27 protein-coding genes and 1 tRNA gene are annotated in these 25661 nt (G+C 33.6%); 20 read left to right on the top strand and 8 right to left on the bottom strand.

Features of this window, described 5'->3' with window-relative positions:
* The first annotated feature begins 171 nt into the window (after nucleotides 1-171).
* The 11 genes from AC1Q7L_RS14710 to AC1Q7L_RS14760 all read left to right on the top strand — a co-directional run bounded on the left by AC1Q7L_RS14710 (nucleotide 172) and on the right by AC1Q7L_RS14760 (nucleotide 10941).
* The gene (locus tag AC1Q7L_RS14710; RefSeq protein ID WP_410693669.1) at nucleotides 172-645 is read left to right on the top strand and encodes a lipocalin-like domain-containing protein; all 474 of its coding nucleotides are present in this window, start codon (nucleotides 172-174) and stop codon (nucleotides 643-645) included.
* Between the two features lie 187 nt (nucleotides 646-832).
* Entirely contained in the window at nucleotides 833-3847 is a 3015-nt protein-coding gene (locus tag AC1Q7L_RS14715) for a leucine--tRNA ligase (protein ID WP_492306937.1), read from the top strand.
* A 240-nt stretch (nucleotides 3848-4087) separates the two neighbouring features.
* A complete protein-coding gene (locus AC1Q7L_RS14720; protein ID WP_410693667.1) occupies nucleotides 4088-4951 on the top strand; it encodes a MotA/TolQ/ExbB proton channel family protein in 864 nt (287 codons plus the stop codon).
* A 68-nt stretch (nucleotides 4952-5019) separates the two neighbouring features.
* Nucleotides 5020-5622, top strand: coding sequence for an ExbD/TolR family protein (locus AC1Q7L_RS14725; protein ID WP_123980963.1), 603 nt, complete (start codon nucleotides 5020-5022; stop codon nucleotides 5620-5622).
* Between the two features lie 12 nt (nucleotides 5623-5634).
* Complete coding sequence (locus AC1Q7L_RS14730; RefSeq protein WP_066754793.1) at nucleotides 5635-6207, top strand: ExbD/TolR family protein; 573 nt, start codon at nucleotides 5635-5637, stop codon at nucleotides 6205-6207.
* Between the two features lie 23 nt (nucleotides 6208-6230).
* Entirely contained in the window at nucleotides 6231-7073 is an 843-nt protein-coding gene (locus tag AC1Q7L_RS14735; protein ID WP_066754795.1) for an energy transducer TonB, read from the top strand.
* A gap of 72 nt (nucleotides 7074-7145) precedes the next feature.
* Nucleotides 7146-7343, top strand: coding sequence for a C4-dicarboxylate ABC transporter (locus AC1Q7L_RS14740; RefSeq protein ID WP_185097261.1), 198 nt, complete (start codon nucleotides 7146-7148; stop codon nucleotides 7341-7343).
* Entirely contained in the window at nucleotides 7333-8205 is an 873-nt protein-coding gene (locus AC1Q7L_RS14745) for a PstS family phosphate ABC transporter substrate-binding protein (protein ID WP_492306936.1), read from the top strand. Before AC1Q7L_RS14740 ends, AC1Q7L_RS14745 begins: the two co-directional genes overlap by 11 nt.
* A gap of 91 nt (nucleotides 8206-8296) precedes the next feature.
* On the top strand, nucleotides 8297-9949 hold the full coding sequence (locus tag AC1Q7L_RS14750) for a tetratricopeptide repeat protein (protein ID WP_492306935.1): 1653 nt from the start codon (nucleotides 8297-8299) through the stop codon (nucleotides 9947-9949).
* A 161-nt stretch (nucleotides 9950-10110) separates the two neighbouring features.
* Nucleotides 10111-10830, top strand: coding sequence for a bacillithiol biosynthesis deacetylase BshB1 (bshB1, locus tag AC1Q7L_RS14755; protein ID WP_492306934.1), 720 nt, complete (start codon nucleotides 10111-10113; stop codon nucleotides 10828-10830).
* 35 nt (nucleotides 10831-10865) lie between these two features.
* Nucleotides 10866-10941, top strand: a tRNA-His gene (locus AC1Q7L_RS14760).
* A gap of 140 nt (nucleotides 10942-11081) precedes the next feature.
* On the opposite strand, the gene AC1Q7L_RS14765 is transcribed toward AC1Q7L_RS14760, so the two are convergent.
* Nucleotides 11082-11417: a DUF3276 family protein gene (locus tag AC1Q7L_RS14765; protein ID WP_034679055.1), complete on the bottom strand. Its 336-nt coding sequence runs from the start codon at nucleotides 11415-11417 to the stop codon at nucleotides 11082-11084.
* Between the two features lie 99 nt (nucleotides 11418-11516).
* Entirely contained in the window at nucleotides 11517-13178 is a 1662-nt protein-coding gene (locus AC1Q7L_RS14770) for an ABC transporter ATP-binding protein (protein WP_492306933.1), read from the bottom strand.
* A gap of 90 nt (nucleotides 13179-13268) precedes the next feature.
* Between AC1Q7L_RS14770 and AC1Q7L_RS14775 the strand changes: the two genes are divergently transcribed.
* From AC1Q7L_RS14775 to AC1Q7L_RS14795, 5 genes are all read left to right on the top strand, one after another.
* A complete protein-coding gene (locus AC1Q7L_RS14775) occupies nucleotides 13269-14174 on the top strand; it encodes a transcription antitermination protein NusB (RefSeq protein WP_072412614.1) in 906 nt (301 codons plus the stop codon).
* Nucleotide 14175: 1 nt separating this feature from the next.
* Nucleotides 14176-14709 carry a DUF1573 domain-containing protein gene (locus AC1Q7L_RS14780; RefSeq protein ID WP_492306932.1) on the top strand — a complete coding sequence of 178 codons (534 nt, stop codon included), beginning with the start codon at nucleotides 14176-14178 and terminating at the stop codon, nucleotides 14707-14709.
* 4 nt (nucleotides 14710-14713) lie between these two features.
* Entirely contained in the window at nucleotides 14714-15091 is a 378-nt protein-coding gene (gene yajC, locus AC1Q7L_RS14785; RefSeq protein ID WP_410693660.1) for a preprotein translocase subunit YajC, read from the top strand.
* A 240-nt stretch (nucleotides 15092-15331) separates the two neighbouring features.
* A complete protein-coding gene (locus tag AC1Q7L_RS14790) occupies nucleotides 15332-16066 on the top strand; it encodes an SDR family NAD(P)-dependent oxidoreductase (RefSeq protein ID WP_492306931.1) in 735 nt (244 codons plus the stop codon).
* Between the two features lie 9 nt (nucleotides 16067-16075).
* The gene (locus tag AC1Q7L_RS14795; protein ID WP_492306930.1) at nucleotides 16076-16528 is read left to right on the top strand and encodes a hypothetical protein; all 453 of its coding nucleotides are present in this window, start codon (nucleotides 16076-16078) and stop codon (nucleotides 16526-16528) included.
* 85 nt (nucleotides 16529-16613) lie between these two features.
* On the opposite strand, the gene ligD is transcribed toward AC1Q7L_RS14795, so the two are convergent.
* The 6 genes from ligD to AC1Q7L_RS14825 all read right to left on the bottom strand — a co-directional run bounded on the left by ligD (nucleotide 16614) and on the right by AC1Q7L_RS14825 (nucleotide 22915).
* Nucleotides 16614-18470: a DNA ligase D gene (ligD, locus tag AC1Q7L_RS14800; protein WP_492306929.1), complete on the bottom strand. Its 1857-nt coding sequence runs from the start codon at nucleotides 18468-18470 to the stop codon at nucleotides 16614-16616.
* Nucleotides 18471-18547: 77 nt separating this feature from the next.
* Nucleotides 18548-19150 (bottom strand): DNA polymerase ligase N-terminal domain-containing protein, encoded by a 603-nt coding sequence (locus tag AC1Q7L_RS14805; RefSeq protein WP_410693656.1) that lies wholly within the window; start codon nucleotides 19148-19150, stop codon nucleotides 18548-18550.
* Nucleotides 19150-19935, bottom strand: coding sequence for a non-homologous end joining protein Ku (gene ku / locus AC1Q7L_RS14810; protein WP_492306928.1), 786 nt, complete (start codon nucleotides 19933-19935; stop codon nucleotides 19150-19152). The genes AC1Q7L_RS14805 and ku overlap by 1 nt, the downstream gene beginning before the upstream one ends.
* Nucleotides 19936-19995: 60 nt before the next feature.
* Entirely contained in the window at nucleotides 19996-20538 is a 543-nt protein-coding gene (locus AC1Q7L_RS14815) for a hypothetical protein (RefSeq protein ID WP_492306927.1), read from the bottom strand.
* A gap of 46 nt (nucleotides 20539-20584) precedes the next feature.
* Nucleotides 20585-22339 (bottom strand): aspartate--tRNA ligase, encoded by a 1755-nt coding sequence (gene aspS / locus AC1Q7L_RS14820; protein ID WP_492306926.1) that lies wholly within the window; start codon nucleotides 22337-22339, stop codon nucleotides 20585-20587.
* A gap of 138 nt (nucleotides 22340-22477) precedes the next feature.
* Nucleotides 22478-22915, bottom strand: coding sequence for an ankyrin repeat domain-containing protein (locus AC1Q7L_RS14825; protein WP_066754822.1), 438 nt, complete (start codon nucleotides 22913-22915; stop codon nucleotides 22478-22480).
* 294 nt (nucleotides 22916-23209) lie between these two features.
* Between AC1Q7L_RS14825 and AC1Q7L_RS14830 the strand changes: the two genes are divergently transcribed.
* The 4 genes from AC1Q7L_RS14830 to AC1Q7L_RS14845 are packed head-to-tail and all read left to right on the top strand — an operon-like array spanning nucleotide 23210 to nucleotide 25613.
* Nucleotides 23210-23800 carry a sigma-70 family RNA polymerase sigma factor gene (locus AC1Q7L_RS14830; RefSeq protein WP_410693652.1) on the top strand — a complete coding sequence of 197 codons (591 nt, stop codon included), beginning with the start codon at nucleotides 23210-23212 and terminating at the stop codon, nucleotides 23798-23800.
* Complete coding sequence (locus AC1Q7L_RS14835) at nucleotides 23797-24063, top strand: hypothetical protein (RefSeq protein WP_492306925.1); 267 nt, start codon at nucleotides 23797-23799, stop codon at nucleotides 24061-24063. The genes AC1Q7L_RS14830 and AC1Q7L_RS14835 overlap by 4 nt, the downstream gene beginning before the upstream one ends.
* A 54-nt stretch (nucleotides 24064-24117) precedes the next feature.
* Nucleotides 24118-24561 (top strand): YHS domain-containing (seleno)protein, encoded by a 444-nt coding sequence (locus tag AC1Q7L_RS14840; RefSeq protein ID WP_492306924.1) that lies wholly within the window; start codon nucleotides 24118-24120, stop codon nucleotides 24559-24561.
* Nucleotides 24562-24566: 5 nt separating this feature from the next.
* Complete coding sequence (locus AC1Q7L_RS14845) at nucleotides 24567-25613, top strand: ATP-grasp domain-containing protein (RefSeq protein ID WP_492306923.1); 1047 nt, start codon at nucleotides 24567-24569, stop codon at nucleotides 25611-25613.
* Nucleotides 25614-25661 lie beyond the last annotated feature (48 nt).

A 25661-nucleotide genomic window follows, 5' to 3' on the forward strand; every position in this document is an offset into this window, starting at 1 on the left:
TTTAATAAATATATGGGAGTCTTGGATAGTTCAATATTTGTTAAATAGTGGTAATATTGCAGCTATAAGCCGTAATAATTTTAGAAATATAGGTTTTTGAAATAATTTTTCACAAAAAACTATTAAATAATTCAAAAAAATTATAATTTTAGCGCTTGAAAAATTTGATACATGAAGAAATTAGCATTACTATTTGCAGGTTTATCATTATTCGTAGCTACGGGATGTAATAATGATGACGATACTCCGGTTGAAGCTCCTCTTGTGGGTGTTTGGCAGCCATTAAAAGAAGTCATCACTACTATAGAAACGGGAGAACAGCCTATTTCAGATCTTATTACGTATACCGACTGTCAGAAAGAATCCAGATGGAGGTTTAATACTGAGGTAGTAGGTAAAAGAACTGAATGGAATGATACTGCTACACCAGGGCAGTGTGCTATTTCATCAGATCGTAATTTCAATTATACGTACGACAAAAGCGAAAAAACGATCCAGATAAAATATCAGGGAACAGTAGAACCGTCTAACGGGAAAGTAATTACCCTTAATGAAACTACGCTGAACCTCTCAATAAGAGAAGAAACTTCAGATCCTACCGTTTATAAGACCAGAACCTATACTTTTAAGAGAATTCCTCAATAATTAAAGTAATAATATAAATAATAAAAAGGTCTCATCTTCGGGTGAGATCTTTTTGTTTTGATATGAATTATAATTAATCGAAAATTAAAGTTCCATTTCTATTAAAATCATTATTTTTGTGAAATACTAGAATTGGAATTATAATAAATCTAACATCTAGAGTCTAACATCTAATATCAATAACAACGTGTTTTACGATCATCAGCAGATAGAAAAAAAGTGGCAGAAATACTGGGAAGACAATCAAACGTACAAAACTTCCAATAACACAGACAAACCAAAATTTTATGTTCTCGATATGTTTCCGTATCCATCGGGGGCGGGACTTCATGTAGGTCACCCGCTGGGATATATTGCATCAGATATCTATGCGAGATATAAAAGACATCAGGGTTTCAATGTTCTCCACCCGGTTGGTTACGATAGTTTCGGACTGCCTGCTGAGCAATATGCAATTCAGACAGGGCAACACCCTGCGATCACTACAGAGAAAAATATCAACAGATACGAAGAGCAGTTAAGAAAAATTGGTTTTTCATTCGACTGGAGCAGGGAAGTAAGAACTTCTGACGCTTCATATTATAAATGGACGCAATGGATTTTCATTGAATTGTTCCATTCTTGGTATAATAAAAATACAGACAAGGCAGAATCTATCGAAACGTTGATCAAACATTTTGAAGAAAAAGGATCATTAGATTTAAATGCCAATCAAAACGACGAATTAAATTTCACTGCAGAAGAATGGAAAGAAGCTTCTGAAATTGATAAAGAAGATATTTTATTAAATTACCGTTTGTCTTTCAGAGCAGAAACTACTGTAAACTGGTGTCCTGCTTTAGGAACAGTGTTGGCAAACGATGAGGTAAAAGACGGAAAATCCGAAAGAGGAGGTTTCCCAGTTTTCCAAAAGAAAATGATGCAGTGGAGCATGAGAATTTCTGCATATTCTGAAAGATTGTTACAAGGTCTTAAAACTTTAGACTGGCCTCAACCTTTAAAAGATGCCCAAGAATATTGGATCGGAAAATCTCAAGGCGCTCAGGTTAAATTTAATATTGATTCTCACGACGAAATCGTTGAGGTTTTTACAACAAGACCTGACACAATTTTCGGGGCAACATTTATGGTGTTGGCACCGGAAAATCCTTTAGTTGAAACCATTACTACAGCAGAACAAAAAGCTGAGGTAGATACTTATATTGAAGAAACTTCCAAGAAAACTGAAAGAGACAGAATGTCTGACGTGAAAAACGTTTCAGGTGCTTTCACGGGAAGTTATGCGATCAATCCTTTCAGCAATGAAAAGATGCCGATCTATATTTCAGATTACGTATTGATGGGTTACGGAACGGGAGCTGTAATGGCTGTTCCTGCACATGACGAGCGTGATCACAGATTTGCAAAGAAATTTAATTTAGAAATTAAAAAAGTTGTAGAAACTGAAGAAGACGTTCAGGAGAAATCTTTTGATTCTAAAACGAGCGTTTGTGTAAATTCAGATTTCTTGAATGGTTTAAGCTATGACGAAGCAAAAGCATTAATTATAGATGCTGTTGAGAAAAAAGGAATTGGTCATGGAACGACTAATTACAGACAGCGTGATGCAATTTTCTCAAGACAGCGTTATTGGGGCGAACCAGTTCCTATCTATTATAAAGATGGAATGCCTTACACGTTACCAACTTCTGCGTTGCCTTTAGCACTTCCTGAAGTTGAAAAATATTTACCAACAGAAGATGGAGATCCGCCATTAGGAAATTCAAAAACTTTTGCTTGGGACGAAGCTAACCAGAAAGTGGTTGCTACAGATTTAATTGATGACAAAACGATATTTCCATTAGAATTATCTACAATGCCGGGTTGGGCAGGAAGCTCATGGTATTTCCTTAGATATATGGATCCTAATAATGATGAGGTTTTTGCTAACAAAGAATTAACCGATTATTGGGGACAAGTAGATTTATATATCGGAGGTAGCGAACATGCTACCGGTCACTTATTATATTCTCGTTTCTGGAATATGTTCTTAAAAGACAGAGGATATATTAATAATGATGAGCCTTTCCAAAAATTGATCAACCAAGGGATGATTTTAGGGATGAGTGCTTTTGTGTATAGAGTTAGTTTAAGAGCTTTTTTAAGTGTAAGAAGCAAAGTTGATGGTTTAAGAAAGAATGTTGCTGATTATTCTGAATTAAATAATCAATACATATATATATCGAGTAATGTTGCTAAAGACTTTCAAAATGATTCAAATCAGTTGGAATCGTTTGTGAAAGTTCAAATTGAAGAATTTGTTGAAAACTTGAAGCAAAAACATAACTTGGACGAGAGTTTTGAAATAAATAACGAAGATATTAGAACTAATCTTCAAAAAATACACGTAGATATATCTTTACTAAAAGGGACATCTGATGAATTGGATACAGATGCATTTCAAACTTGGAGGCCTGAATTTAAAGATGCTAAATTTATTCCTGATAATAGTGGGAAGTTTATTACAGAACGTGAAGTAGAAAAAATGTCTAAGTCTAAATACAACGTTGTAAATCCTGATGATATTTGTAATGAATACGGAGCAGACGGTTTAAGATTGTATGAAATGTTCTTAGGACCATTAGAACAATCCAAGCCTTGGAATACACAAGGTCTAAGTGGAGTATATGGTTTCCTGAAAAAATTCTGGAATTTATATTTTAACGAAGATAATTTTGAAGTTTCTGATGAAGAGCCTACAAAAGCAGAATATAAAGTATTACATACATTAATAAAGAAAGTGGTTTACGATATCGAAAACTTCTCTTTCAACACTTCTGTATCTTCATTTATGATTGCTGTAAATGAATTACAAAAAATAAAATGTAACAAACGCAATATTCTTGAGCCTTTAGCCGTTATCATCTCGCCGTATGCCCCTCACATCTGTGAAGAGCTATGGTGCTTGCTGGGACATGATACTTCTATTGAATTCGAGAAATTCCCGGAATTGAACGAAACCTACTTAGTAGAAGACGAAATTGAATATCCGGTGAGCGTAAATGGTAAAATGAAATTTAAATTACCTCTACCTGCACAATTATCAGCTAAAGAAGTTGAGGATTTGGTGATGCAGGATGAGAAAATACAGCAAATTCTGGATGGTAAAGCACCGAAAAAAATCATTGTAGTGCATCACAGAATTGTGAATATTGTAATTTAAAAGAAATTTAACATTGGTAATTTAAAAAAAATGAGGGGTTAATTTTTTTAATATTTTAACATAAACGTTAAAATTGAGGAAAATAACTAAAAATTTGAAAAAAAATTATAATATCGAAATCGTATTAAAATTTCTTTATCAAAAAAAACAAAAATGTTTATTTAAGACTCTTGCATTTTAATTAATTTTGCCTTTAATTTACAAACTGTAAAATTTTAAAACAATATAATTTAGTTAAATATGGAAATGAATGTTTCAAAAAATGATGAGCAATTAGTTGCTAGAAAAGCAGGAGGTTTAAACCCAGCTGTTATTATTCCTATTTTATTCGTTATAGGAGTTTGTATTTATTTATTCGTTCTTGGTAACCCAGGGAATTTTAAAGACGCAGACAAACTAGGTGGTGGTTCTGTAGCTTTCTCAAGTGTTGAAGGAAAAGACATTCACCCAGAGTCGTTTTTAGGTATTATCTACAAAGGAGGGGTTATCGTACCAATCTTGATTACTTTCATGATCACTGTAATCGTTTTCTCTTTTGAAAGATATTTCGTACTTGGTAAGGCTTCTGGAAAAGGAAACTTAGACAACTTCGTAGTACAAGTAAGAAGCTTACTTAATCAAAACAAAATTGATGAAGCTTTAGAAGAGTGTGACAGACAACAAGGATCTGTAGGTAACGTAGTGAAAGAAGGTCTTACTACTTACAAAGCACTTTCTCATGACACTACATTAAACAAGGAGCAGAAAATGATCGCTCTTAACAAAGCAATCGAAGAGGCTACTACTCTTGAGATGCCAATGTTAGAGAAAAACATGATGATTCTTTCTACTCTAGGTACTGTTGCAACTTTGATCGCACTATTAGGAACGGTAATCGGGATGATTAAAGCATTCTTTGCATTAGGTTCTGGTGGTGGTACTCCAGATGCAGCTGCACTTTCTACAGGTATCTCTGAAGCATTGATCAACACGGCTTTAGGTATTGGTACTTCAGCTATCGCTATTATTCTTTACAATTATTTTACATCTAGAATTGACGGATTAACTTACAAGATCGACGAGATCGCAATGAGTATCCAGCAGTCTTTCGCTGAGTTCAACTAAGAATTGAATCTTTAGCAAGGAATTTGCATTAGCAATAACAGAAGTTTAATTAAAAATAATTCAAAACAATGGCGAGAGTCAAACCAAAAAGACATGGAGTAGTTACGGATATGACGGCAATGTGTGACGTTGCATTCCTACTGCTTACATTCTTTATATTGACCACTCAGTTTAAAAAACCTGACGTGGAGCAGATTAAACCGCCATCTTCAATATCAGAGAAGTTACTTCCTGATGCGAGTTTGATGACCATCAACGCTACTCCGGACGGGAAATTTTATTTCCAACCGGTAGAAAACGCATCAGAGAGACTACAGCTTTTAGATAAAATGGGTCAAAAGTATGGAATTGCATTTGACAACAACGAAAAAGCTGCATTTCAAAAAGTACAAGCGATTGGGGTTCCTATGAACCAACTTAAAAGCTATCTTGATTTGTCAGATGAGGAGCAGAAGAGTTTCAAGAGTCCTACTGGGATTCCTATGGACAGTACAAATAAGCAGTTAGTAGACTGGGTACAACAAAGTTTAAGCGTAAATCCTGATTACAAATTAGCAATCAAAGGAGACGTTACAACTGAGTATCCTAAAGTTAAAAGCCTATTTGAAGGTTTAAGAGATATTGATTTTCTTAAATTTTGGTTGATTACATCACAAGAAGGTAAACAATAATAATCATTAGAAATGGCAGAAGTACAAGTACAGGAAAAAGGCGGCAAAGGCGGCAAGGTACGTTCCAAGAAGCAGAATACCAGGGTAGATATGACTCCTATGGTGGACTTGGGTTTTCTATTGATCACCTTCTTTATGTTCACAACCACATTCTCTAAACCGAATGTAATGGATTTGGGTCTTCCGGCAAAACCGAAAGAAAATACACCAAAACCACCCCCAACAGAAATTAAACTTTCTAACTCAATTTCTTTATTATTGGGTAAAGGCAATAAGATTTTTTGGCATCAGCAAGATAATACATCTTTAACTGATCAAAATCTTAATGAGACTACTTTTGATAGAGAAGGGATTAGAAAAGTAATTGAGCAAGCAAAAGCAAATGCGGCAGATAAGACAAAATTTACTGTTATTATCAAGCCTACTGACGATGCTGTATATAAAAACTTTGTAGATATTCTTGACGAGATGGCTATTACCAAAAGCGAGCAGTACGGTGTTACCGATGTGAAACCTTGGGAACAGGCTATTTATGACAGAAAAGTTGGAAATAAAGGAGCTGCGGCTGCACCAGCTACAAAGTAATTTAACCATAAAATTGTAAATCTATGGCAGATGAAAATGTATACAGTCAGAATCTTACTTTAGACGAGATTGTATTTGAAAATAGAAACAAGGCGTATGGTGCCTATGATCTTAGACATCAGTATCCAAGACTTCTAACAAAATCTTTTATTGTTGGAACGGCATTATTCCTAGTTGCGGCTTTGTCTCCGTTTATTTATCTTACAATTAAGAGACTTACTGAACCACCTAAACAAGAAGTGAAGGCAGATTTGGTTGAGATTCTTCAGGAAGATAAAATTATAGAGCAGCCAAAAGAAGAAGAACCACCTCCACCACCTCCTCCAAAAGAAGAGGAAAAGATTGAGGTTATTCAGAACGTTGTACCAGAACCGGTAAGAGCTCCAAAAATTGAAACTCCACCGCCACCAATTTCTAAGCAATTAGAAACGACAACTGGTCTAAACAATCAGGAAGGTGTAAAAGCTCCGGCTTATACTCCACCTCCGCCACCACCATCTACAGGTACAAGAACTTCAACAGCTGAAGTGAAGCCTCAGGTGAGCGATACTCAAGTATATACTGAGGTAGAGCAAACTGCTGAATTCCCAGGAGGTATCAACTCTTTCAGAAAGAAAGTAGGGGATAGCTTTGATGGTTCTGCGATGAACGGTGATGAAGGTACAGTAAAAACTGAAATTACTTTCGTAGTAGAAAGAGATGGAAGTATTACTGACGTAAAGGCTAATGGAGGAAATTCAGACTTCAATTCTGAAGCTGTAAGAACGATTAAGTCTATTAAGAATAAATGGAGTCCTGCAAAAATTAATGGTCAATCTGTACGTTACAGATTCAGATTACCTTTAACAATGAATTTTGAAGGATAATTTATCTTTAAATAATAATTAAAAAAGAGAAGCAATAGCTTCTCTTTTTATTTTTTTTGGTATTTTTGTTTTATGATGTTCAATTGGTTATCCCTGATTACAGGATTATTTTATATAGTGCTAGGAGGTGTAGTTATTTACTACAAATTCTTTTTCACAACTTTGGAGCCGGCGGTTGCTTATGCAATGGGTGGGCTTCTTATCCTTTACGGGATATTCAGAATATATAGAGCTGTTTCAAAAATTAAAGATTCTGGAAATGAAGAATAGTATTAAACTTATAATGCTATTTGTTTTTAGTATTATCATTGTAAACTGTAAAAAAGAAGATAAATCTCCGTCTTATCACAAAGGAGAGCTTACAATCCTTACGGACGAATCCTTTAAAAGCGTTACCGAAGCTTTAGCTGACGGATATATGATCAACTATCCCGAAACAAAAATTAAAGTGGTTACAAGAAAAGAAGATTTAGGTTTTCTTGATTTGTTACAAGGTAAAGCAAGAATCGCTGTGATGTCTAAAGAACTTTCTCCTGAAGAAGTTAAGGCTTTTGAGGAGCAAGTTGATATGAAGATCTTACCTGCAAAATTTGCCGCTGATGCTGTCGTTTTTGTTGTTCCTATAAATTCTCCAAAGACGAGTATTTCTATGGATGAAATTAAAAACGGGCTTCAATCTGATAATAAAGACTTTATTTTTGATGGAACAAATTCAAGTAATTTGAATTTTGTAGCTCAGAAGCTTAAAAAACAACCAAAAGATTTAAAATTCTCTGTAATTCCTGGAAGTCAGAATATTATTGAAGAATTAAATAAATACCCGAATAAAATAGGAGTTATCGGTCTAAATACTTTCAGTAGACCGTATGATAAAACCTCCGAAAAACTAAGAGAATTGGTAAAAGTTCTTCCTGTTGAAAATAATGGAAAATTGTATACCGCAGATTCTGATGGATTACGCGAAATGAAATATCCTTTTACAAGAGTTTTATACTTTTTAACAAACGAAGGAAACTTTAACATAGCCAATGGGTTCATAAGATATTCTTGTACTCAACTTGGCCAGATGATCGTAGAAAAGGAAGGATTACAACCCTATAATATTTATAAGAGAGAGGTTCAAATGCGTTAAAAAATATTAAATTAACGTTTCCCTTAAAATAATTACACTATTTTGGTCTGAAAATTGTGTAATGAATTAACTCAGTTTAGAATATATTAAAATGAAAGATATAATGATTATGAATGTAAAGAAGATTGCTTTTGGGGCAGCCGTGGTATTTTTTGCCAACTTTGCCTCTGCGCAAACAGTACAAGATGGTATTAACAGTATTGACAGTGATAAATTTGCTCAAGCAAAAACTAATTTCACTGACATGATTGCTAAAGCACCTACTGCTGAAAATTATTTCTACTTAGGAAATACATTTTTAAGACAAGGTGAACCGGATTTTGCAAAAGCAACAGAAAGCTTCAACAAAGGTCTTGCACTAGATGCTAAAAGTTATTTAAATAAAATAGGTTTGGCTGCTGTAAAACTAGGCAAAGGCGATAAAGGTGCAATTGCTGAGATCCAGAAAATTGTAACTGATTCTAGAGAAAAAGACGCAGAAGTAATGTTCAGAGCTGCTGAAGCTTTAACATTATTCGAAAAAAATAACTCTCCGGATCTTGCTATTCAGTTTTTGAATAAAGCAATTGAAAGAGCTGCTAAAAAAGAAGTTCCTGCACATTATTACTATACATTGGGAGATGCTTACAGATTGAAGAAAATCCCTGGTGATGCAATGTCAGCTTACGATAAAGCTTTGCCATTAGCGAAAAATAAAGCATCCGTTTATACAAGAATCGGAACTTTATGGATGGCAGCACAACAATGGAAACAAGCGAAAGAAAGTATAGATAAAGCAATTGCTACAGATGCTACTTACGCACCTGCTTACAAAGCTTTAGCTGCTTATGATATTAAATATCAGGAGAATGCGAAAGCAACTCAGGATTTGATCAACTATACAAAATATGCTGATGAAGATCCGTATACTCAGTTAGAAATTGCTAAACTTTATTTCACTAATGAAGATTATGCAAACTCTAAAATGATCTTAGACAAGATTTTTGACAAAGTTGATGATCCAATTAAATTTAAATTAAGAGCATATCAATTATATGCTGACGGAAAATATGCTGAAGCCAAGCAAAGCATGGATAGTTTCGTTTCTCAGGCTGAAAAGTCTAGAGTACAGCCTGCTGACCAAGGTTTATTAGGTCTAATTGCTGCTGGTTTAGCTAAAGATGAAAAAGATGCTGCTAAGAAAACAGCTTTAATGACTGAAGCTCAACAAAAAGTAGCAATTGCAAAAGGAGCAAAAGACGAAACATTGAAGTGGGATATGGAGCTTGCTAAAATCGCTGGAGGTGGTGCTGTATCACAAGGTTCTGCTGATACTGGACCTACAAACCCAACGATCGAAGGATTAAAGCAAAAAGTTGCTGCTAACGCTCAGGATACAGATTCATTATTTAAGTTGGCAACAGCTTACCAAGATGCTAAAAACTGGAACGGAGCAATCCTTACATGGCAGAAAATGAGTACGCTTCTTCCTGACTGGGCACCTGCTTACTACAGCCAAGGATATTCTTATCAGCAAGCTGGAAATAATGATGCTGCAAAAATTGCTTACGAGAAATTTATCTCAACAGTAAAACCTGCAGATATGGAAGCTAACAAACAGACTTTAGCATATGCTTACTTCGCAGTAGCTTATATGAATAAAGATTCTGATCTTGCGAAAGCAAAAGATTATGTTGCAAAATCTTTACAATTAGATCCAACATACCAAGATGCTGTAAAGCTGAACGGAGAGATCAACAAGTAATTTAAAATTTAAATTATAGATATTAAAACTTCCCATTCGTAATGTTTGGGAAGTTTTTATTTTAAATCTTATATTTGAAAATATGAAATGCCTGTGGTTAAATTCAAAATATGAAAATAATTCTTAGGCGTTCCATCTTACAAATTAAAAATAAAAGAATAGTGAAAATAGATATACTTGCTTTTGGAGCACATCCGGATGATGTTGAATTAGGATGCGGCGGAACAATAGCCAAATTAATTTCAGAAGGAAAAACATGCGTTATCGTTGATTTAACGAAAGGCGAAATGGGAACAAGAGGAACGGATGAAACAAGAAGAGTTGAAGCTGGAAATTCTGCAAAGATCTTGGGAGTTTCTGCCAGAGAAAATTTAGGAATGAAAGATGGGTTTCTTGTGAATTCTGAAGAATATCAATTAATGATCGTAAAAATGGTTCGCAAATACCAGCCAGAAATCGTTTTAGCGAATGCGATTGATGATAGACATCCAGATCATGCAAAAGGAGCGAAATTAGTATCGGATGCGTGCTTTTTATCTGGCTTAAGAAAAATTGAAACTTCAGAAGACGGACAAAATCAAGACGTGTGGAGACCGAAGCATATTTTCAATTATATTCAGTGGAAAAACATCAAACCGGAATTTGTAATTGATATATCTGAGCATCTTGATAAGAAGATTGAAGCCTGTATGGCTTTCAAAACTCAGTTTTATGACCCAAATTCTAAAGAACCGGAGACTCCGATTACATCAAAGGACTTCTATGAGAGTTTAACGTACCGTGCACAGGATTTAGGTAGGTTATCGGGAGTTGCTTATGCTGAGGGATTTACGACTGAGAAGCTGATTGCGTTGAAAAATTTTGAAGGAATTATTTTGTAATTAAAAAATCTTTCTTATATTTGCACCACCAAAACGGTGATTGTAGCTCAGTTGGTTAGAGCGCCGGATTGTGGTTCCGGAGGTCGGGGGTTCGAGACCCCTCATTCACCCACATTTAAACACATTTTCTTCATTGAGAATGTGTTTTTTTTATGCAATAACATCAAGAAAATCAATAAGATTTATCAAAATATAAACATAAAAAAAGCATCTTTTTTCAGATGCTTGTGTTTTTAAGATATTGTTTTGGCTTAAACCTCGTCGTCAGAATCTATTGTGTAAGATTTGCTTTTGAAGTCTTTGTCATGCTTTTCTGATATTACATCCTCACCTTTTTCGTTAATGATGAAATCTGTGGATTCATTAAACATCTCCTGAAAACTTTTAAAATCCTCTTTGTAAAGATAAATTTTGTGTTTCTCGAATGTAGCCTCTCCATTCTCTCCGAAGTTCTTTTTACTTTCGGTAATCGTAAGATAATAATCTCCTGCTTTCGTCTCGCGCACATCAAAGAAATAAGTTCTTCTTCCTGCTTTTAACACCTTCGTGAAAATTTCATTTTCATGGCGTTCCTTGTATTCACTCATTGTTAGATATTTTTTAATCTTGTTAAGAACAAATATAAAAGTTTTCTTTTAATCACAAAATTTTTTTTATGATTTATTTAACAATTCCGAATGAAATGGCTAAGCGGTTAAAGAATTGGTAATTTCGGTAAGATTAATAATTTTATCTGCTCTCTGAGCGCTAGACTCTCTGTGTGTGATAATTATGGACGTAGCATTGTGAATTTTTGAATCTATATTTTCAAGGATATTCTGCTCGGTTTCAGTGTCCAAAGCAGACAGTGAATCATCAAAAATAATGATGTTTGGGTCTTTAATTAAGGCTCTTGCGATGCAAATTCTCTGCTTCTGACCTCCCGAAAGCATGACGCCACGCTCACCAACCAGTGTTTTATATTGATCTTTGAAATCAATAATGTTTTTATCAACGTCTGCGATCTTGGCATATTCAACAACTTTTTCGTGGGATGGGTTGTCTACTGCAAAGCCAATATTAGTCTCGATAGAATCTGAAAATAAGTAACTTTCCTGTGGAATGTAACCTATAAAATTTCTGTAATTTTCAAGGTTGTGATCTTTAAGGTTTTTACCGTCAATTAAAATTTCACCTTCTGTAGGATCAATTAATCGACAAAGAAGCAAAGCGATTGTAGATTTTCCACTTCCTGTTTTACCCATGATTGCGAGAGATTGTCCGGCATCAATTTTAAAACTTAAACTATCTAAAGCCTTAATTCCTGTATTTGGATAGACGTAAGAAACATTTCTGAACTCAATATCTCCTTTAATAGGATAGTTTTCGAAGTTTGTATTAATAACTTCTGATTTTTTATCTAAAAATTCATTAATTCTCTGCATGGAAGCTTCCGCTCTTTGGTTTACGGAAGTCACCCATCCAACCATTGAGAAAGGAAATATCAATGTGTTGATATACATGAAGAAATCGGCGATTTTACCGATGCTTAATTGTCCGTCAATATATTTTTGCCCGCCAATTAAAATAATGGCAACATTTAATAAACCAATTACAAATAAAATAATAGTAAAGAAATATGCTTCAGTTTTGGCTAAATCTAAAGCCTTATCCTGATAATCAGTAACTTTTACGCTGTAATTTTTCTTGATATAATTTTCTTTCGCAAAAAACTTCACCACACGAATTCCAGAAAAGCTATCCTGAACAAAAGTTGAAATCGCAGACTGACTTTTCTGCATAATCTTCGACTTTTTATTAATAATAGAACTTACCTTGAAAATAGCAAATGATAAAATTGGAAGAGGTAACAATGTCCATAAAGTCATTGATACATCGGTTTTCAGCATATAAATACTTGTGATAATTAATAGAATAATTAAGTTCACAACGTACATCACGCCAGGTCCAAGATACATTCTTACAGCTACAACATCTTCACTTAATCGGTTCATTAAATCTCCGATCGTCGTTTGTTTGTAATCCGTTAAAGATAATTCCTGATAATGTCTGTAGATTTTATTTTTCAACTCATATTCAATCCTTCTGGATGCTACAATAATGGTTTGTCTCATCATAAAGGTAAAAAATCCGGTAAGAAGCGAGCATCCAACAATAATGGCAACATAAATTAATATCTGCTTATTGAAGCCGAAATTTCCGTTTTTTGTAAGTTCATCCACCGATTTTCCTACAAACTGTACTTTGTATATGTTGAAAAAATTACTGGTGATGATAAATAGCGACCCCCAAAACAATAATATTTTATGTTTCCAAAAATAAGGGTTTAGAGTTTTTAAAGCTTTCATAAAGTTTTGCAAAATTACAAAAATAGAAGCAGACTACGAATTTCATAAATTTTAAATTTCGTATCTTTGCACCCATAAAAAGCTCTTTGAATGTTAGGACGACGACAAATCCGTGAAAAAGTAGTAGAAAGTGTGTATTCTTACTACCAAAATCCAATAAAATTTGATGTTTTAGAGAAAAACATGTTCTCTGGAATAGAAAAAATCTATTATCTGTATATCTATGAACTAAACTTTTTGGTGGCGTTGAAAGATCTTGCAGAACATCAGATCGAAATCGGTAAGAATAAGTACATCAAAACCGATGCTAATACCAATCCTAATCAAAAATTCATCAGCAACCAAGTATTAATTAAGATTGAAGAAAATCCTGAGAGATTATTTTTTACTGGTCAGCATAAACAATTGAAGTGGGACCTTCATGATGATTTATTGGTAAGAACTTTCCAAAGAATTACTGCAGGAAAGCGTTATCAGGATTTCATGAAAGAAGATGGGTATTCTTTTGAGGAAGATCAAAAATTTATTGGAAAACTATTTTTAAGATACATCGCTGAAAATGAAGATTTTCATGAATATCTTGGGGATAAAGAATTAACTTGGTATGATGACATTCATATTGCTAATTCAATGGTTCAAAAAACGATTGGTTTTCTAAAAGAAGATGAAGACAGCAGAACTTTGATCAAAATGGTGAAAGATGATGAAGACAGGGATTTCGCAGGTAAATTGTTGAGAGACACACTGAACAACTGGGAAAGCAATGAGAAAAAGTTAGGCGAAAGATTGGATAACTGGGATTTGGATAGAGTTTCTTTAATGGACAAAGTTATTTTAACAACAGCAATTTCTGAGCTTGATAATTTTGCCTTCACCCCTTCAAGAGTAATTATTAATGAATATATTGAGATCGCTAAAGTATTTGCTACAGACAGATCAAATATCTTCATCAACGGAATTTTAGATAAATATTGTAAAGATCAAAATAGAATTTAACATGAAAAAGACGTTATCAATTATCGCTTTGTCTATTATAGGCTTTGGTTTAGTTTCTTGTAAAAAAGAAAGCAAAGAAGTTCAGGGATCAGATGCTGTAGCAGTAGATTCTAGTGCTGCAAACAATTTGCCACCAACTGATTCTTCAGCAGCTCCCGTACAGGAAGGTGCAGCAACGGCTGCTCCGGCAGTAGCAGGAACTCCGGCTCCATCTAACCAGCCATTAACAACAATTGCTCTTTCTGAAAACAGCTTCGATTTTGGGAAAATCAAAAAAGGAGATAAAGTAGAGCATGTATATGAAGTTACAAACACTGGAACTAATCCTTTGGTAATTTCTGAAGTAAAGCCAGGATGTGGATGTACAGTTCCTGATTTCACAAAAGAACCAATTATGCCTGGTAAAAAAGGAAAAATCACGTTGCATTTTGACTCTTCAAGCTTTGACGGAAACGTAAGTAAGTATGCAGATGTTTTTGCTAACGTAGATAAAGCTCCAATTAAATTAACATTTACTGCTAATATTCAACCATAATATAATGAATACGTTAACAATCTTTTTACAAGCAGCTCCAGCAGGAGGTTCGTCTCCAATGATGTTGATCATGATGGGGGTGATGTTTGTAGGTTTTTATTTCTTAATGATAAGGCCACAACAAGCAAAACAAAAGAAAGAAAAAACTTTTCAGGAAAATCTAAAAGTTGGAACTAGAGTAGTTCTTACTTCTGGTCTTCACGGAAGAATTGCTCAGGTTCAGGATGATGGTTTCGTTATTGAAACGTTATCTGGAAAATTGAAATTCGAAAAAGCAGCAGTTTCTAGAGAATTTACAGAAACTCGTTTTGGAGATAAAGCAGTAAAAACAACTGATAAACCAGTTGAGAAAAAAGAAATCGAAACTACTGAAAATAAATAAATTTTAGTTTTTAAAATATTACGTTTCGGCGCGGTGAGCAAAGCTCACCGCGCCGATTCTTTTTTAGATAACCATATTCTACACACACTGTCATTTAGAACGAAGCAAAGCGGAGTGAAGAATCTATTGCATACTTTTAAAGATAGATTTCTCCTTCGTCGAAATGACAAAAAATTGTGTTATTAGTGAAAACATTTGTGAAATTTGTGTTTAAATTTTAAAATAAAATATCTTTGCCCCATGAATCAAAACACAAACAAAACCATTCTAATTCTAGGTGCCAACTCCGATGTTGCGAAACAATGTATCATTCAATATCTTGAAAAAGGATTTTCTATCATTGCAGCTTCCCGAAATACTCAATCGCTTGAAGATTTTATTAGCACAAATAATTTAAATTCAGCAAAAATTACGGTTTTATATTTTGATGCAGCAGATTTTGATTCACATCAGAAATTCTATAATGAACTTCCAGTAAAGCCGCATATTGCAGTTTACGCCGCAGGCTTTTTAGTTGATAATGAAAAGGCTCTGAGAGATTTCAAAGGAACTCAACAAATGATGATTACAAATTATATGGGAGCAGTTTCCATTCTGAATATTATTGCGATGGATGAAAGTAATAAAAATTTAGAAAGAATCATTGGATTGTCTTCACTTTCCGGAGTAAGAGGAAGAAAAAGTAATTTTGTTTATGGAAGTACAAAGGCAGCTTTTACAACTTATTTGGCTGGACTACGACAGGAATTAGTTTCAAGAAATATTAAAGTGAATGCTTTGGTGATCGGTTATATTAGGACAAAAATTAATGAAGGATTACAATTAAATGAATCTCTAATTATGGAGCCCAATTATGTGGCAAAACATATCGTCAATGCCGGAAATTCTTTCACCATTGTCCCGAATTTTAAATGGAAGATTATTTATTTAATTTTGAAAGTGTTGCCGGAGAGTTTGGTGGCGAAATTACCTTAATATTTGCTTATGAAAGATAAGTTTTTAGAAATCAAAAATTATATTGATGAAATTAAATTAGATGAAAATGGAGATCATTTTGAGTATGATCACTTTCCTTTTATTCAGCAAATTTTAGATAATTTTACAGCAAAAAGGCAAGATGATTTTATAGAAAATGTTTTTATTTGGTCTGATTTTCAAATGTATATAATTTCTTATTTTTTTGATTTTACAAGCTTTAAGTTGAAAGGAAAATATAATTCTGGATATGTTTTTTGTGAATGTTTTTCAAAGATTAATAATGTTGAATACTTGAAATATCTCGCCGAGAGTCTAGAGCTTCAATTAATCCTCTGTCAAAACAAAAATGAATTATCTATTGAAGGTATAATTAATAATCTTTATTTAGTTATTAATAATATACAGAATAAGGGTTGGGCTATTAGTTATTTAAAAATAATCGAAGATTTAAATAAGTAATCTTCTTTGCTGAGTGAAACGCTTTTGCGAACTTAAAAACATATAGCTTGCCAAAAAACTTTGTGTTCTTTGCGTTAAAAAAACATCACTCAAGATCCTGCAGCAATTCCAACGCCTTCATCATATCAATTCCCTTACCCAAAACAGGTTTAAACAAATCGCCTTTTTCTTTAATTCTCTCCAACGCATTATGAATATTAAAATCAGTTGGTTTTAAACCGGGCTTCAATTCCTCCCATTCCAAAGGCATAGAGACAGAAGCACCTTCTTTTGGTCTTAAACTATAGGCGCTTGCCAACGTTTGTCCGGTTCTGTTTTGCAAATAATCCAGATAAATTTTCTTGTCGTCTCTTTTTTGCAAACTTCTTTCTAAAGTTGTGATTTTCGGAAGCTTTTCATTGACTTGTTTCATCAAAATATGGGCAAAATCTTTCACTTGATCAAAATCATATTTCCCTCCCATTGGAATGTAAATGTGAATTCCTGTGCTTCCTGAAGTTTTGCAATACCCTTTAACTTTAATTGAATTTAGAACCTCATTCACCTGTAAAGCGGTTTCAATCACATCATCAAAACTATTTTTCTTTGAAGGATCAAGATCTAAAACCATAAAATCAGGATGCTCCAAATCAGGAATCGAAGAGTTCCAGGGATTCAGATCAATACAACCTAAATTATTCAGATACGCCAAGGTCGCCTTGTCATTACAGTAAATATAATCGATATATTTATCATTAGATTCCGAATAAACTTGCGTCGTCTTTATCCAATCCGGAATATTGTCACTCGCATCTTTTTGATAAAAACTTTGCTCTTCAATTCCATTGGGAAAGCGGTTTAATGACAACGGACGGTTTTTCAAATGAGGCAAAATATAATTGGCGACAGATTGATAATATTCAATCACATCACCTTTTGTAATATCATCTTTCGGAAAATAAATTTTATCCTGATTGGTCAGTTTTACTTTGTGTTTATCTAAAGTGATTTCCTTTTCTTTTTCGGAAAGTGAAGTCTTTTTTGCTGGTGTTTTGGCTTTCATTTCTTTAGGTTTTTCATTAATGTCTTCAGGATTTTTATCTTCACGGATAGCAACAAAAACGGGATGTCGGAAAATTCCGTCTTTGGTAATTTCGGAGTATTTTATTTCGCAGACCAATTCAGGTTTTGTCCATGTTACAGGCATATTTGTTTTAGGAACGCTTTCAAACGGCGAAGTCTTTGTAACTAATTTTTTCAGTCTTTCATGAAGCAGATTCAATGATTCTTTATTAAAACCTGTTCCCGTGTGTCCGGAATAAATCAACTTTCCGTCAATATATTTTCCTAAAATCAATGCTCCGAAACCTTCTCTCGAACCGCGTGGTTCTGTAAATCCACAAATTATAGCTTCTTCTGTATTGGTAAATTTTATTTTCAGCCAATCTGAACTTCTGTGATTTTCAATATAAAGACTGTCTGATTTTTTGGCGATCATTCCCTCCAACTGCATTTTTTTCATTTGGTTAAAAAAAGCGACGCCTTTTTCAGGAATATGGTCGCAATATTTGATAATATCAGTTTCAATCAAAGCCTCTTTTAAAAGCTCTTTCCGCTGAATTAATGGAAGTTCTTCCGTAGAATGACCATTGAGCCAAAGCAGATCAAAAACCTGATAAACTAAAGCTAAATTAGGATTATCTCCAATTTGTTGTAATAATTGAAAATTAGGTCTTCCGTTTTCATCGTAGGCTACAATTTCACCATCGAGAATCATTTTATGCTTCTGTTGGTCAAAATCAAGTGAAACCTTGTCAAATTTTGATAAAAAAGAAATTCCGTTTCGGGAGTAGAAGAGAGGTTTTTCATTGCTGAGATCGGCAACCGCACGATAACCGTCCCATTTTATTTCAAAAATCCAGTCTTCATCATCAAATGCTTTTTCAAAAGATTTGGCAAGCATTGGTTTAATGAAATTCTCTAATTTTTTTTCGTCGACTAAAGAATTGAATCGTTGAAATTTAGGTTTTGTTTCAGAAGTTATGACTTCTTTTTGCTGCTTTTTAGGCTTTTTTTTTCCTCTAAAAATTTTGTTACTAAAGATTTCGGTGAAGTATTTTCTTCAGCATCATATTTTTCTTCCGCAAAATCGTCTTTATGTTTGATCAATAACCAAGCGTTATTTTCTGCATTTTTCATTTTAACTAAAGCAAATTCACCTTTAAGCTTTTTGCCATGTAAAATGAATTTTAATGAACCGGCTTTTAATTCTTTCAACAATTCTTTTTCGTTTGAAAGTTTGCTGGTTTCATCCAAAGGTTCGTAAGTTCCGCTGTCCCAGACTTCCACTTGTCCGGCTCCGTAATTTCCTTCGGGAATATTTCCTTCAAAATCTTTATAATCGTAAGGGTGATCTTCAACCATCATCGCCAGACGTTTGTCTTTCGGATCCAGTGACGGACCTTTCGGAACTGCCCAACTTTTCAGAACGCCTTCCATTTCTAACCTAAAATCATAGTGAAGACGCGACGCAGCGTGCCTTTGAATCACAAAAATAAGTTTGTCTTTACTCTTTTTTGCTTTGCCTTTGGGTTCGGTGGTTTCGTCGAACTTACGTTTTTCGTTATAATCTTTGAGAGCCATTACGATGCGTTTTTAGATTTTGGGCTTTGTAAACTTGCCTTTAATTGAGCCATTAAGTCGATCACTTTGCCTTCTTTTGCAGGTTCGGCTTTTTTCGCTTTTACGCCTTTGCCTTTCGCTTTTTGTTTGATGATTTTCAACAATGCTTCGGCATAAGTATCTTTATACATTTCCGGATCAAATTCTTGAGAAAGTTGTTCGATAAGACTTACCGCCATTTTAAGTTCGGCAGGTTTTGGGGCTTTTTTTTCAGGAATTTTTAAATCTTTGTAATCTCTGATTTCCTGAGCAAATCTCAATCGATTTAACACTAAAACCTCATCATTATAAGGTCGAATCATACCAATTGCTTCACTTTCACGAAGGACAAAAGTTCCGACACCGACCATTTTTGTTTCTGATAAAGCTTTTAGTAAAAGTCTGTAAGCGCTTTCTCCATTTTTCTGAGGTTCGAGGAAATAAGGATTTTCAAAATAAACGGAATCAACCTCAACTTCTTTTACAAATTGATCAATAGAAAGAATTTTGCTTTTTTCGGGACTTGCGGCTTCGTAATCTTCTTCATCGAGAATGATGTATTTGTCGTCCATGAGATAACCTTTCACAATGTTTTCCCATTTTACTTCTTTGCCTGTTTTTTCGTTGACTCTTTTGAATTTGATATTCGAAAAATCGGATTTGTCAAGCATATCCAAATCCAATTTACTGGTTTCTGTCGCAGAATAAATCTTCACAGGAATATTGACTAAACCAAAGCCAATGGCACCGTTCCAAATTGCTTTCATTGTCTTACGTTTTGGGTAAGAGTGTGCAATGATTGTGCCGTTGAAAATTAAAATTATTAATTAAATTGCCTTGAAATATGATTTGTTATTAAGGTAATCGATGGTTTTATTGAGGTTTTCTTCATCGATATTGGTTTTGTCTAAAATGAAATTTATGTATGGAGAAGCTGTAATATATAAATATTGATCGTCTAAAAGACAATAGGTAATAGTTTCCCAACTAAATTTAAAATCTGATTTATAGTTTTTGAACCTGAAATAGGTAGGAGTAAATTCCCAAATCACGTCTTTTGAATTTGTTGCAAGATCTTTAGTTTCTTTATCAAGCAAAGCATTTAATTTTTCTTTATGCTTTCTATATATTGAGCGATAATTAATAAATATTGAAATATACATTAAACCTAATCCCGCAAAAAAATAGCCGAAATATTCCTTATAAAACAACATAAAAGCCGCTAACAGAAGAAAAAAAGCTGCCCAAAAAATGTTTTTATTGTTTTTTTTCAAATTGTTTTTCCAAATTCTTTTGAATTCGTACTGATTGATTTCCCTTAAAATTTGTTCTGAATTTGGAGTGTTGTAAGTCAGAATTTCTTCGTTCATGGTTATTTTAGTTAAAAAAAGCGGAGAAAAAATCTCCGCTTTAAATTTATGCTTTTAAATTTAATTTCAATTCCAATTCATCGAGCTGTTCATCAGCAATCGCTGCCGGAGCATCGATCATCACGTCACGCCCTGAATTATTCTTAGGGAAAGCGATGTAATCTCTGATCACCTCATTTCCATCAAGAATGGCTACTAAACGGTCAAACCCAAAAGCCAAACCACCGTGAGGAGGTGCTCCGTATTTAAACGCGTTCATTAAGAATCCGAACTGAGCTTCTGCTTCTTCTTTCGAGAATCCTAATAAATCAAACATTCTTGACTGTAAATCTTTATCAAAAATTCTGATAGAACCACCGCCGATCTCGTTTCCATTAAGAACCATATCGTATGCGTTGGCTCTTGCTTTTCCTGGATCAGTTTCTAGTAAATGAATATCTTCCGGTTTTGGAGAGGTGAAAGGGTGGTGCATCGCGTGGTAACGTCCGCTTTCTTCGTCAAACTCCAATAATGGGAAGTCAACAACCCAAAGTGGTGCAAAAACGTCTCCTTTTCTTAATCCTAAACGATTTCCAAGCTCCATTCTCAAAGCAGAAAGCTGAGTTCTTACTTTGTGCTCGTTTCCTGAAAGAATTAACATTAAATCGCCTTCTTTTGCGCCGAATTTCTCGATGATTTTCGCTAAATCTTCCTCGTTGTAGAATTTATTCACAGAAGAAGTTTTTACACCATCATTCTGGAATTTAGCCCAAACCATTCCTGATGCTCCGATTTGTGGTCTTTTTACCCAATCAACAAGCTCGTCGATTTGCTTTCTTGTATAATCTGCACATCCTTCAACATTGATTCCGACAACCAATTCTGCGTCATCAAATATTTTGAAATCTTTTCCTTTTACCAATTCGTTCAACTCAACGAATTCCATTCCGAAACGGATATCTGGTTTGTCGTTTCCGTATTTCTGCATCGCATCGGCAAACGTCATTCTTGGGAAATTTCCGAATTCCTGACCTGTAATATCTTTGATCAAGGTTTTCGTCATTCCTTCAAAAACATTCATGACATCTTCCTGCTCTACGAAAGCCATTTCGCAGTCGATTTGTGTAAATTCAGGCTGTCTGTCAGCTCTCAAATCTTCGTCACGGAAACATTTAACGATCTGGAAATATTTATCCATTCCACCAACCATTAATAATTGTTTAAAAGTCTGTGGAGATTGTGGCAATGCGTAAAATTGTCCCGGATTCATTCTGCTCGGTACAACAAAGTCTCTCGCTCCTTCCGGAGTAGATTTGATTAAAACCGGAGTTTCAACCTCGATAAATCCTTCGTCTGAAAGATAATTTCTCACTTTCTGCGCCATTTTGTGACGGAAGATCAATTTATCTCTTACCGGAGCTCTTCTGATATCCAGATAACGGTATTTCATTCTTAATTCTTCACCTCCGTCTGTTTCATCTTCAATCGTGAAAGGCGGAAGTTGAGATTCATTAAGAACTTCTAATTTTTCAACTAAAATTTCAATTTCTCCTGTTGGAATATTGGGGTTTTTGCTTACTCTTTCGATTACTTTTCCTGTAACCTGAATCACGAATTCACGTCCCAATTTTTTTGCATTTTCCATCAATTCTACTGAAGAGCGATCCTGATCGAAAACCAACTGAGTAATTCCGTAACGATCTCGAAGATCTATCCAAATCATAAATCCTTTATCACGAATGGTTTGTACCCATCCTGACAGTGTAACTTCTTCATTAAGATTTTTCAGAGATAATTCTCCGTTTGTGTGCGATCGAAACATAATTATTTGTTTAAAGTTCAGTGTTTAAGACCCAAAGTTTTGAGCCTTTAATTTTCGTTTGCAAAGATAAGATTTTTGCAGGTTTTAAAAACAAAAAAACTCCCTTTCGGAAGTTTTTACATTGTATTTTGAATATTTCTATTTTAAAATTTCTGTAAGAGCAGGCTGTTTGTATTCTACAGAATAATCTTTAGCCGTTTGTCCTTTGTCGTTTTTTAAAGTTTTTGTTGCTCCTTTTTTCAGCAATGCTTTTGCAAGATCTGCTCTTCCGTATTTTGCAGCGATCATCAATGGTGTTTGATTATCACACGCTTTATTAACGTCTACATTGTTGGAAAGTAAATAATTAAAAACATTTTTCTTGTCATGTTTTACACTAAAAGAAAGCAGATTGTATGATGTTTCTTTAGCTCCGAAACACTTGTTGTAATCTTCTTTGGCGAAGCTTTTTTTCAGTGTTTCTATATTGTCAGTCTGAAAAGCAACCTTTTGTTCCCTTGAAATCTGTTGTGCAAATAATAGGTTGGCAAATATCGAGATTCCGAATACTAATAAAGTAGAGATTATTTTTTTCATGAAACTTTTATTTTTTATGAATATACAAAGCTAATTCATTTTTTGATAAAAATATTTATTATCGCGCCTAAAAAAGTATGTTTTTTTCAAAATATCTCTTTTAATGATATCGGGAGTAATGTTTTACTTAGAATTGTTTTACATGAAAATGAATAATTAACATAAAAAATAATACATATCGTTTTAATAAGTTTAAAATGTTCCGAATTCTAATTAAAGCCCTGATAGAATGAGTTTTCAACGGCAATATTGATTAAATTTATAGAACCAAATAACACAAATAAAATTAATACGATGGAAAAAAACGATTGCCTAAACCCGGAGCAATGGGTAGATGAATTTTCAGATTTTTTGTTTGCTTTTGCTGTTAAAAGGGTAAACTCCAGAGAAGATGCCGAAGATATTATACAGGAAACTTTTCTTTCAGCATATAAAGGTCTTAAACAATTTGAGGGCAAGGCTTCTGTGAAAACTTGGCTCACAAGTATTTTAAAAAACAAAATCATAGATTATTACAGACAAAAAAGTAATTCTAAAGGCTATGATGATTATTTTTCTGAAACTGAAGAATCTTTTGGAAATGCTTTTTTCAATGAAAATAATTATGGAAGATGGAAACCGAAAATCAATAAAAATTACATTTCAGAAAATGCAGACCAACGTATTTTAAGCAAAGAATTTCATGAGATTTTAGAATACTGTCTGCAAAAATTACCTCCAAAATTAAAACCTGTTTTTATAGCAAAATATATGATGGATGATGATGCTAAAAAAATTTGTAAGGAATTGAATATTACATCGTCAAATTACTGGGTTCTTCTTTTTAGGTCTAAAACTCTTTTAAGAAGCTGCCTTGAGAAAAAAGAAATAAAACCTTATGTATGAAATTTTTTAATCGACTTCTCAATAATTGTGAAGAAACGTCCCTCAATATTATTAAATCTGAAGAAACAACTTTGTCTTTTTCTGCCTGGCTGAAAATGAAATTTCATATTTTGTTTTGCAAATGTTGTAAAAATTTTAAAAAACAGACAAAAGTTATAGATGAAGCTCTTTATAAACATTTTGATTCGGAAATGAATGAGAATGAAGAACATGTATCTCAGGAATTAAAAGATAAAATAAAAGAAAGTTTCAAAAAAGAATAAGTTTTTTGTAAGGAACAGTATTTTTTTACGTCTAAAATTTTAAAAGTTATAAAGATGAAATTTTTAATGCTCATTTTTTTCTTTTTAGGAAGTTTGACAGTTGCTCAAACCGGGAAAAATATTAACCACAAAAAGAATGTAGCCAATTCGGGATATGATGTGGTGAGTTATTTTACAGGAAAACCTCAAAAAGGATCTGTAGATTTTTCTGTACAATATCAAGGCGTAAGCTATCATTTTATAAACAAAATAAACAAAACTGTATTTCAGCAAAATCCGAACAAATATTTTCCTCAGTATGGCGGCTATTGTGCTTATGCAATGGGTAATGATGGTGAAAAAGTAAATGTAGATCCCGAAACATTTAAAATCGTCAACGGAAAACGATACCTCTTTTATAATAATTTTTTTAAAAATACACTAACCAATTGGAATAAAGACGAAGAGATTCTTAATAAGAAAGCGGATAAAAACTGGCAAAATACAGTTCAAAAATAAGAGGATTGGAAAATGAAGTTTTATTTAAATTTCGGTACAGATGGTACAGAGTAACGCATTGGGAATTTTGGCCGATGTGGACGGTATATCTGCCTTGCATTTTTTATTATATCTGGATTAGTATTAAATGCAGGTCGGTTGGCTTTTTCAAAGCTGTAAATCCATCAATGATACATGGTGGGATAACGTTGGAAGATAAAAATTATGTGAATAAACTTATTCCTCAAAAGTTTAGAGCGAAATCTTTTTTCGTTAAAGAAAATATTGAAGCGGAAAACGTTTTAGATATTATTAAACAAAATCATTTGAGTTATCCGGTTGTTTTAAAACCAAATAATGGCTGTAGAGGTCGAAATGTTGAGGTAATTAGAAGTGAAGCACATCTTAAAAGTTATTTGAAAAATTTTGGGAATGAAGATCTTTTACTGGAAGAATATGTTGATTTACGAAAAGAAATAGGAGTGTTTTATATTAGATTTCCAAATTCTGAAAAAGGCTTCATCAGTGGAGTTGTTGAGAAAAAAGGAATAGAAGTGGTAGGCGATGGCAAACAGACTTTAGCTGAGTTGATCAAATATAATTTCAGATACCATAAATTTTATCCACAGGTTTTTCAGAATACAACTTTTAATGAAAATTATATTCCGGAGAAAGATGAAAGAGTACTTCTCAGCAGTATCGGAAATCATGCAAGAGGAGCAACTTTTTATGATAGTTCATATAAAATTTCAGCTAAGTTGGAGGATTTGTTTAATGAAATATGCTCAACCATGGACGGATTTTACTACGGTCGATTTGATGTTAAGTTCAATTCCTGGAGAGACCTTGAAAACGGTGAAAATTTTAAGATAATTGAATTAAACGGCGCTGCTTCAGAGCCTACTTTTATTTACGATCCCGAAAATTTTTATCTTTTTGCAATCACAGAAATTATGAGACATTGGGATTATATGTATCAAATTGCGAAGATGAATAAAGAAAAAGGACATCGTTTTACAGATAGAGAAGAATGTTGGAGTCTTTTTAAAGAATATAATCCGTTTTCGATTTAAGTTTTTTGAAAAACTTTCCATATGCTAATTATTTATCATTTCTGAATC

The sequence above is a fragment of the Chryseobacterium sp. GW823-FHT05E08 genome, from assembly GCF_058795655.1.

Excerpts from the sequence above, each read along its gene's own strand:
- AC1Q7L_RS14720 (WP_410693667.1), top strand. The coding sequence starts at position 4,088 with ATGGAAATGAATGTTTCAAAAAATGATGAGCAATTAGTTGCTAGAAAA.
- AC1Q7L_RS14740 (WP_185097261.1), top strand. The coding sequence starts at position 7,146 with ATGATGTTCAATTGGTTATCCCTGATTACAGGATTATTTTATATAGTG.
- ligD (WP_492306929.1), bottom strand. The coding sequence starts at position 18,470 with ATGCTTGCCAAATCTTTTGAAAAAGCATTTGATGATGAAGACTGGATT.
- AC1Q7L_RS14765 (WP_034679055.1), bottom strand. The coding sequence starts at position 11,417 with ATGAGTGAATACAAGGAACGCCATGAAAATGAAATTTTCACGAAGGTG.
- AC1Q7L_RS14745 (WP_492306936.1), top strand. The coding sequence starts at position 7,333 with ATGAAGAATAGTATTAAACTTATAATGCTATTTGTTTTTAGTATTATC.
- AC1Q7L_RS14830 (WP_410693652.1), top strand. The coding sequence starts at position 23,210 with ATGGAAAAAAACGATTGCCTAAACCCGGAGCAATGGGTAGATGAATTT.
- yajC (WP_410693660.1), top strand. The coding sequence starts at position 14,714 with ATGAATACGTTAACAATCTTTTTACAAGCAGCTCCAGCAGGAGGTTCG.
- aspS (WP_492306926.1), bottom strand. The coding sequence starts at position 22,339 with ATGTTTCGATCGCACACAAACGGAGAATTATCTCTGAAAAATCTTAAT.
- AC1Q7L_RS14770 (WP_492306933.1), bottom strand. The coding sequence starts at position 13,178 with ATGAAAGCTTTAAAAACTCTAAACCCTTATTTTTGGAAACATAAAATA.
- AC1Q7L_RS14805 (WP_410693656.1), bottom strand. The coding sequence starts at position 19,150 with ATGGCTCTCAAAGATTATAACGAAAAACGTAAGTTCGACGAAACCACC.
- AC1Q7L_RS14835 (WP_492306925.1), top strand. The coding sequence starts at position 23,797 with ATGAAATTTTTTAATCGACTTCTCAATAATTGTGAAGAAACGTCCCTC.
- AC1Q7L_RS14825 (WP_066754822.1), bottom strand. The coding sequence starts at position 22,915 with ATGAAAAAAATAATCTCTACTTTATTAGTATTCGGAATCTCGATATTT.
- AC1Q7L_RS14750 (WP_492306935.1), top strand. The coding sequence starts at position 8,297 with ATGAAAGATATAATGATTATGAATGTAAAGAAGATTGCTTTTGGGGCA.
- AC1Q7L_RS14725 (WP_123980963.1), top strand. The coding sequence starts at position 5,020 with ATGGCGAGAGTCAAACCAAAAAGACATGGAGTAGTTACGGATATGACG.
- AC1Q7L_RS14840 (WP_492306924.1), top strand. The coding sequence starts at position 24,118 with ATGAAATTTTTAATGCTCATTTTTTTCTTTTTAGGAAGTTTGACAGTT.
- AC1Q7L_RS14795 (WP_492306930.1), top strand. The coding sequence starts at position 16,076 with ATGAAAGATAAGTTTTTAGAAATCAAAAATTATATTGATGAAATTAAA.
- AC1Q7L_RS14735 (WP_066754795.1), top strand. The coding sequence starts at position 6,231 with ATGGCAGATGAAAATGTATACAGTCAGAATCTTACTTTAGACGAGATT.
- ku (WP_492306928.1), bottom strand. The coding sequence starts at position 19,935 with ATGAAAGCAATTTGGAACGGTGCCATTGGCTTTGGTTTAGTCAATATT.
- AC1Q7L_RS14815 (WP_492306927.1), bottom strand. The coding sequence starts at position 20,538 with ATGAACGAAGAAATTCTGACTTACAACACTCCAAATTCAGAACAAATT.
- AC1Q7L_RS14730 (WP_066754793.1), top strand. The coding sequence starts at position 5,635 with ATGGCAGAAGTACAAGTACAGGAAAAAGGCGGCAAAGGCGGCAAGGTA.
- AC1Q7L_RS14710 (WP_410693669.1), top strand. The coding sequence starts at position 172 with ATGAAGAAATTAGCATTACTATTTGCAGGTTTATCATTATTCGTAGCT.
- AC1Q7L_RS14775 (WP_072412614.1), top strand. The coding sequence starts at position 13,269 with ATGTTAGGACGACGACAAATCCGTGAAAAAGTAGTAGAAAGTGTGTAT.
- AC1Q7L_RS14780 (WP_492306932.1), top strand. The coding sequence starts at position 14,176 with ATGAAAAAGACGTTATCAATTATCGCTTTGTCTATTATAGGCTTTGGT.
- AC1Q7L_RS14790 (WP_492306931.1), top strand. The coding sequence starts at position 15,332 with ATGAATCAAAACACAAACAAAACCATTCTAATTCTAGGTGCCAACTCC.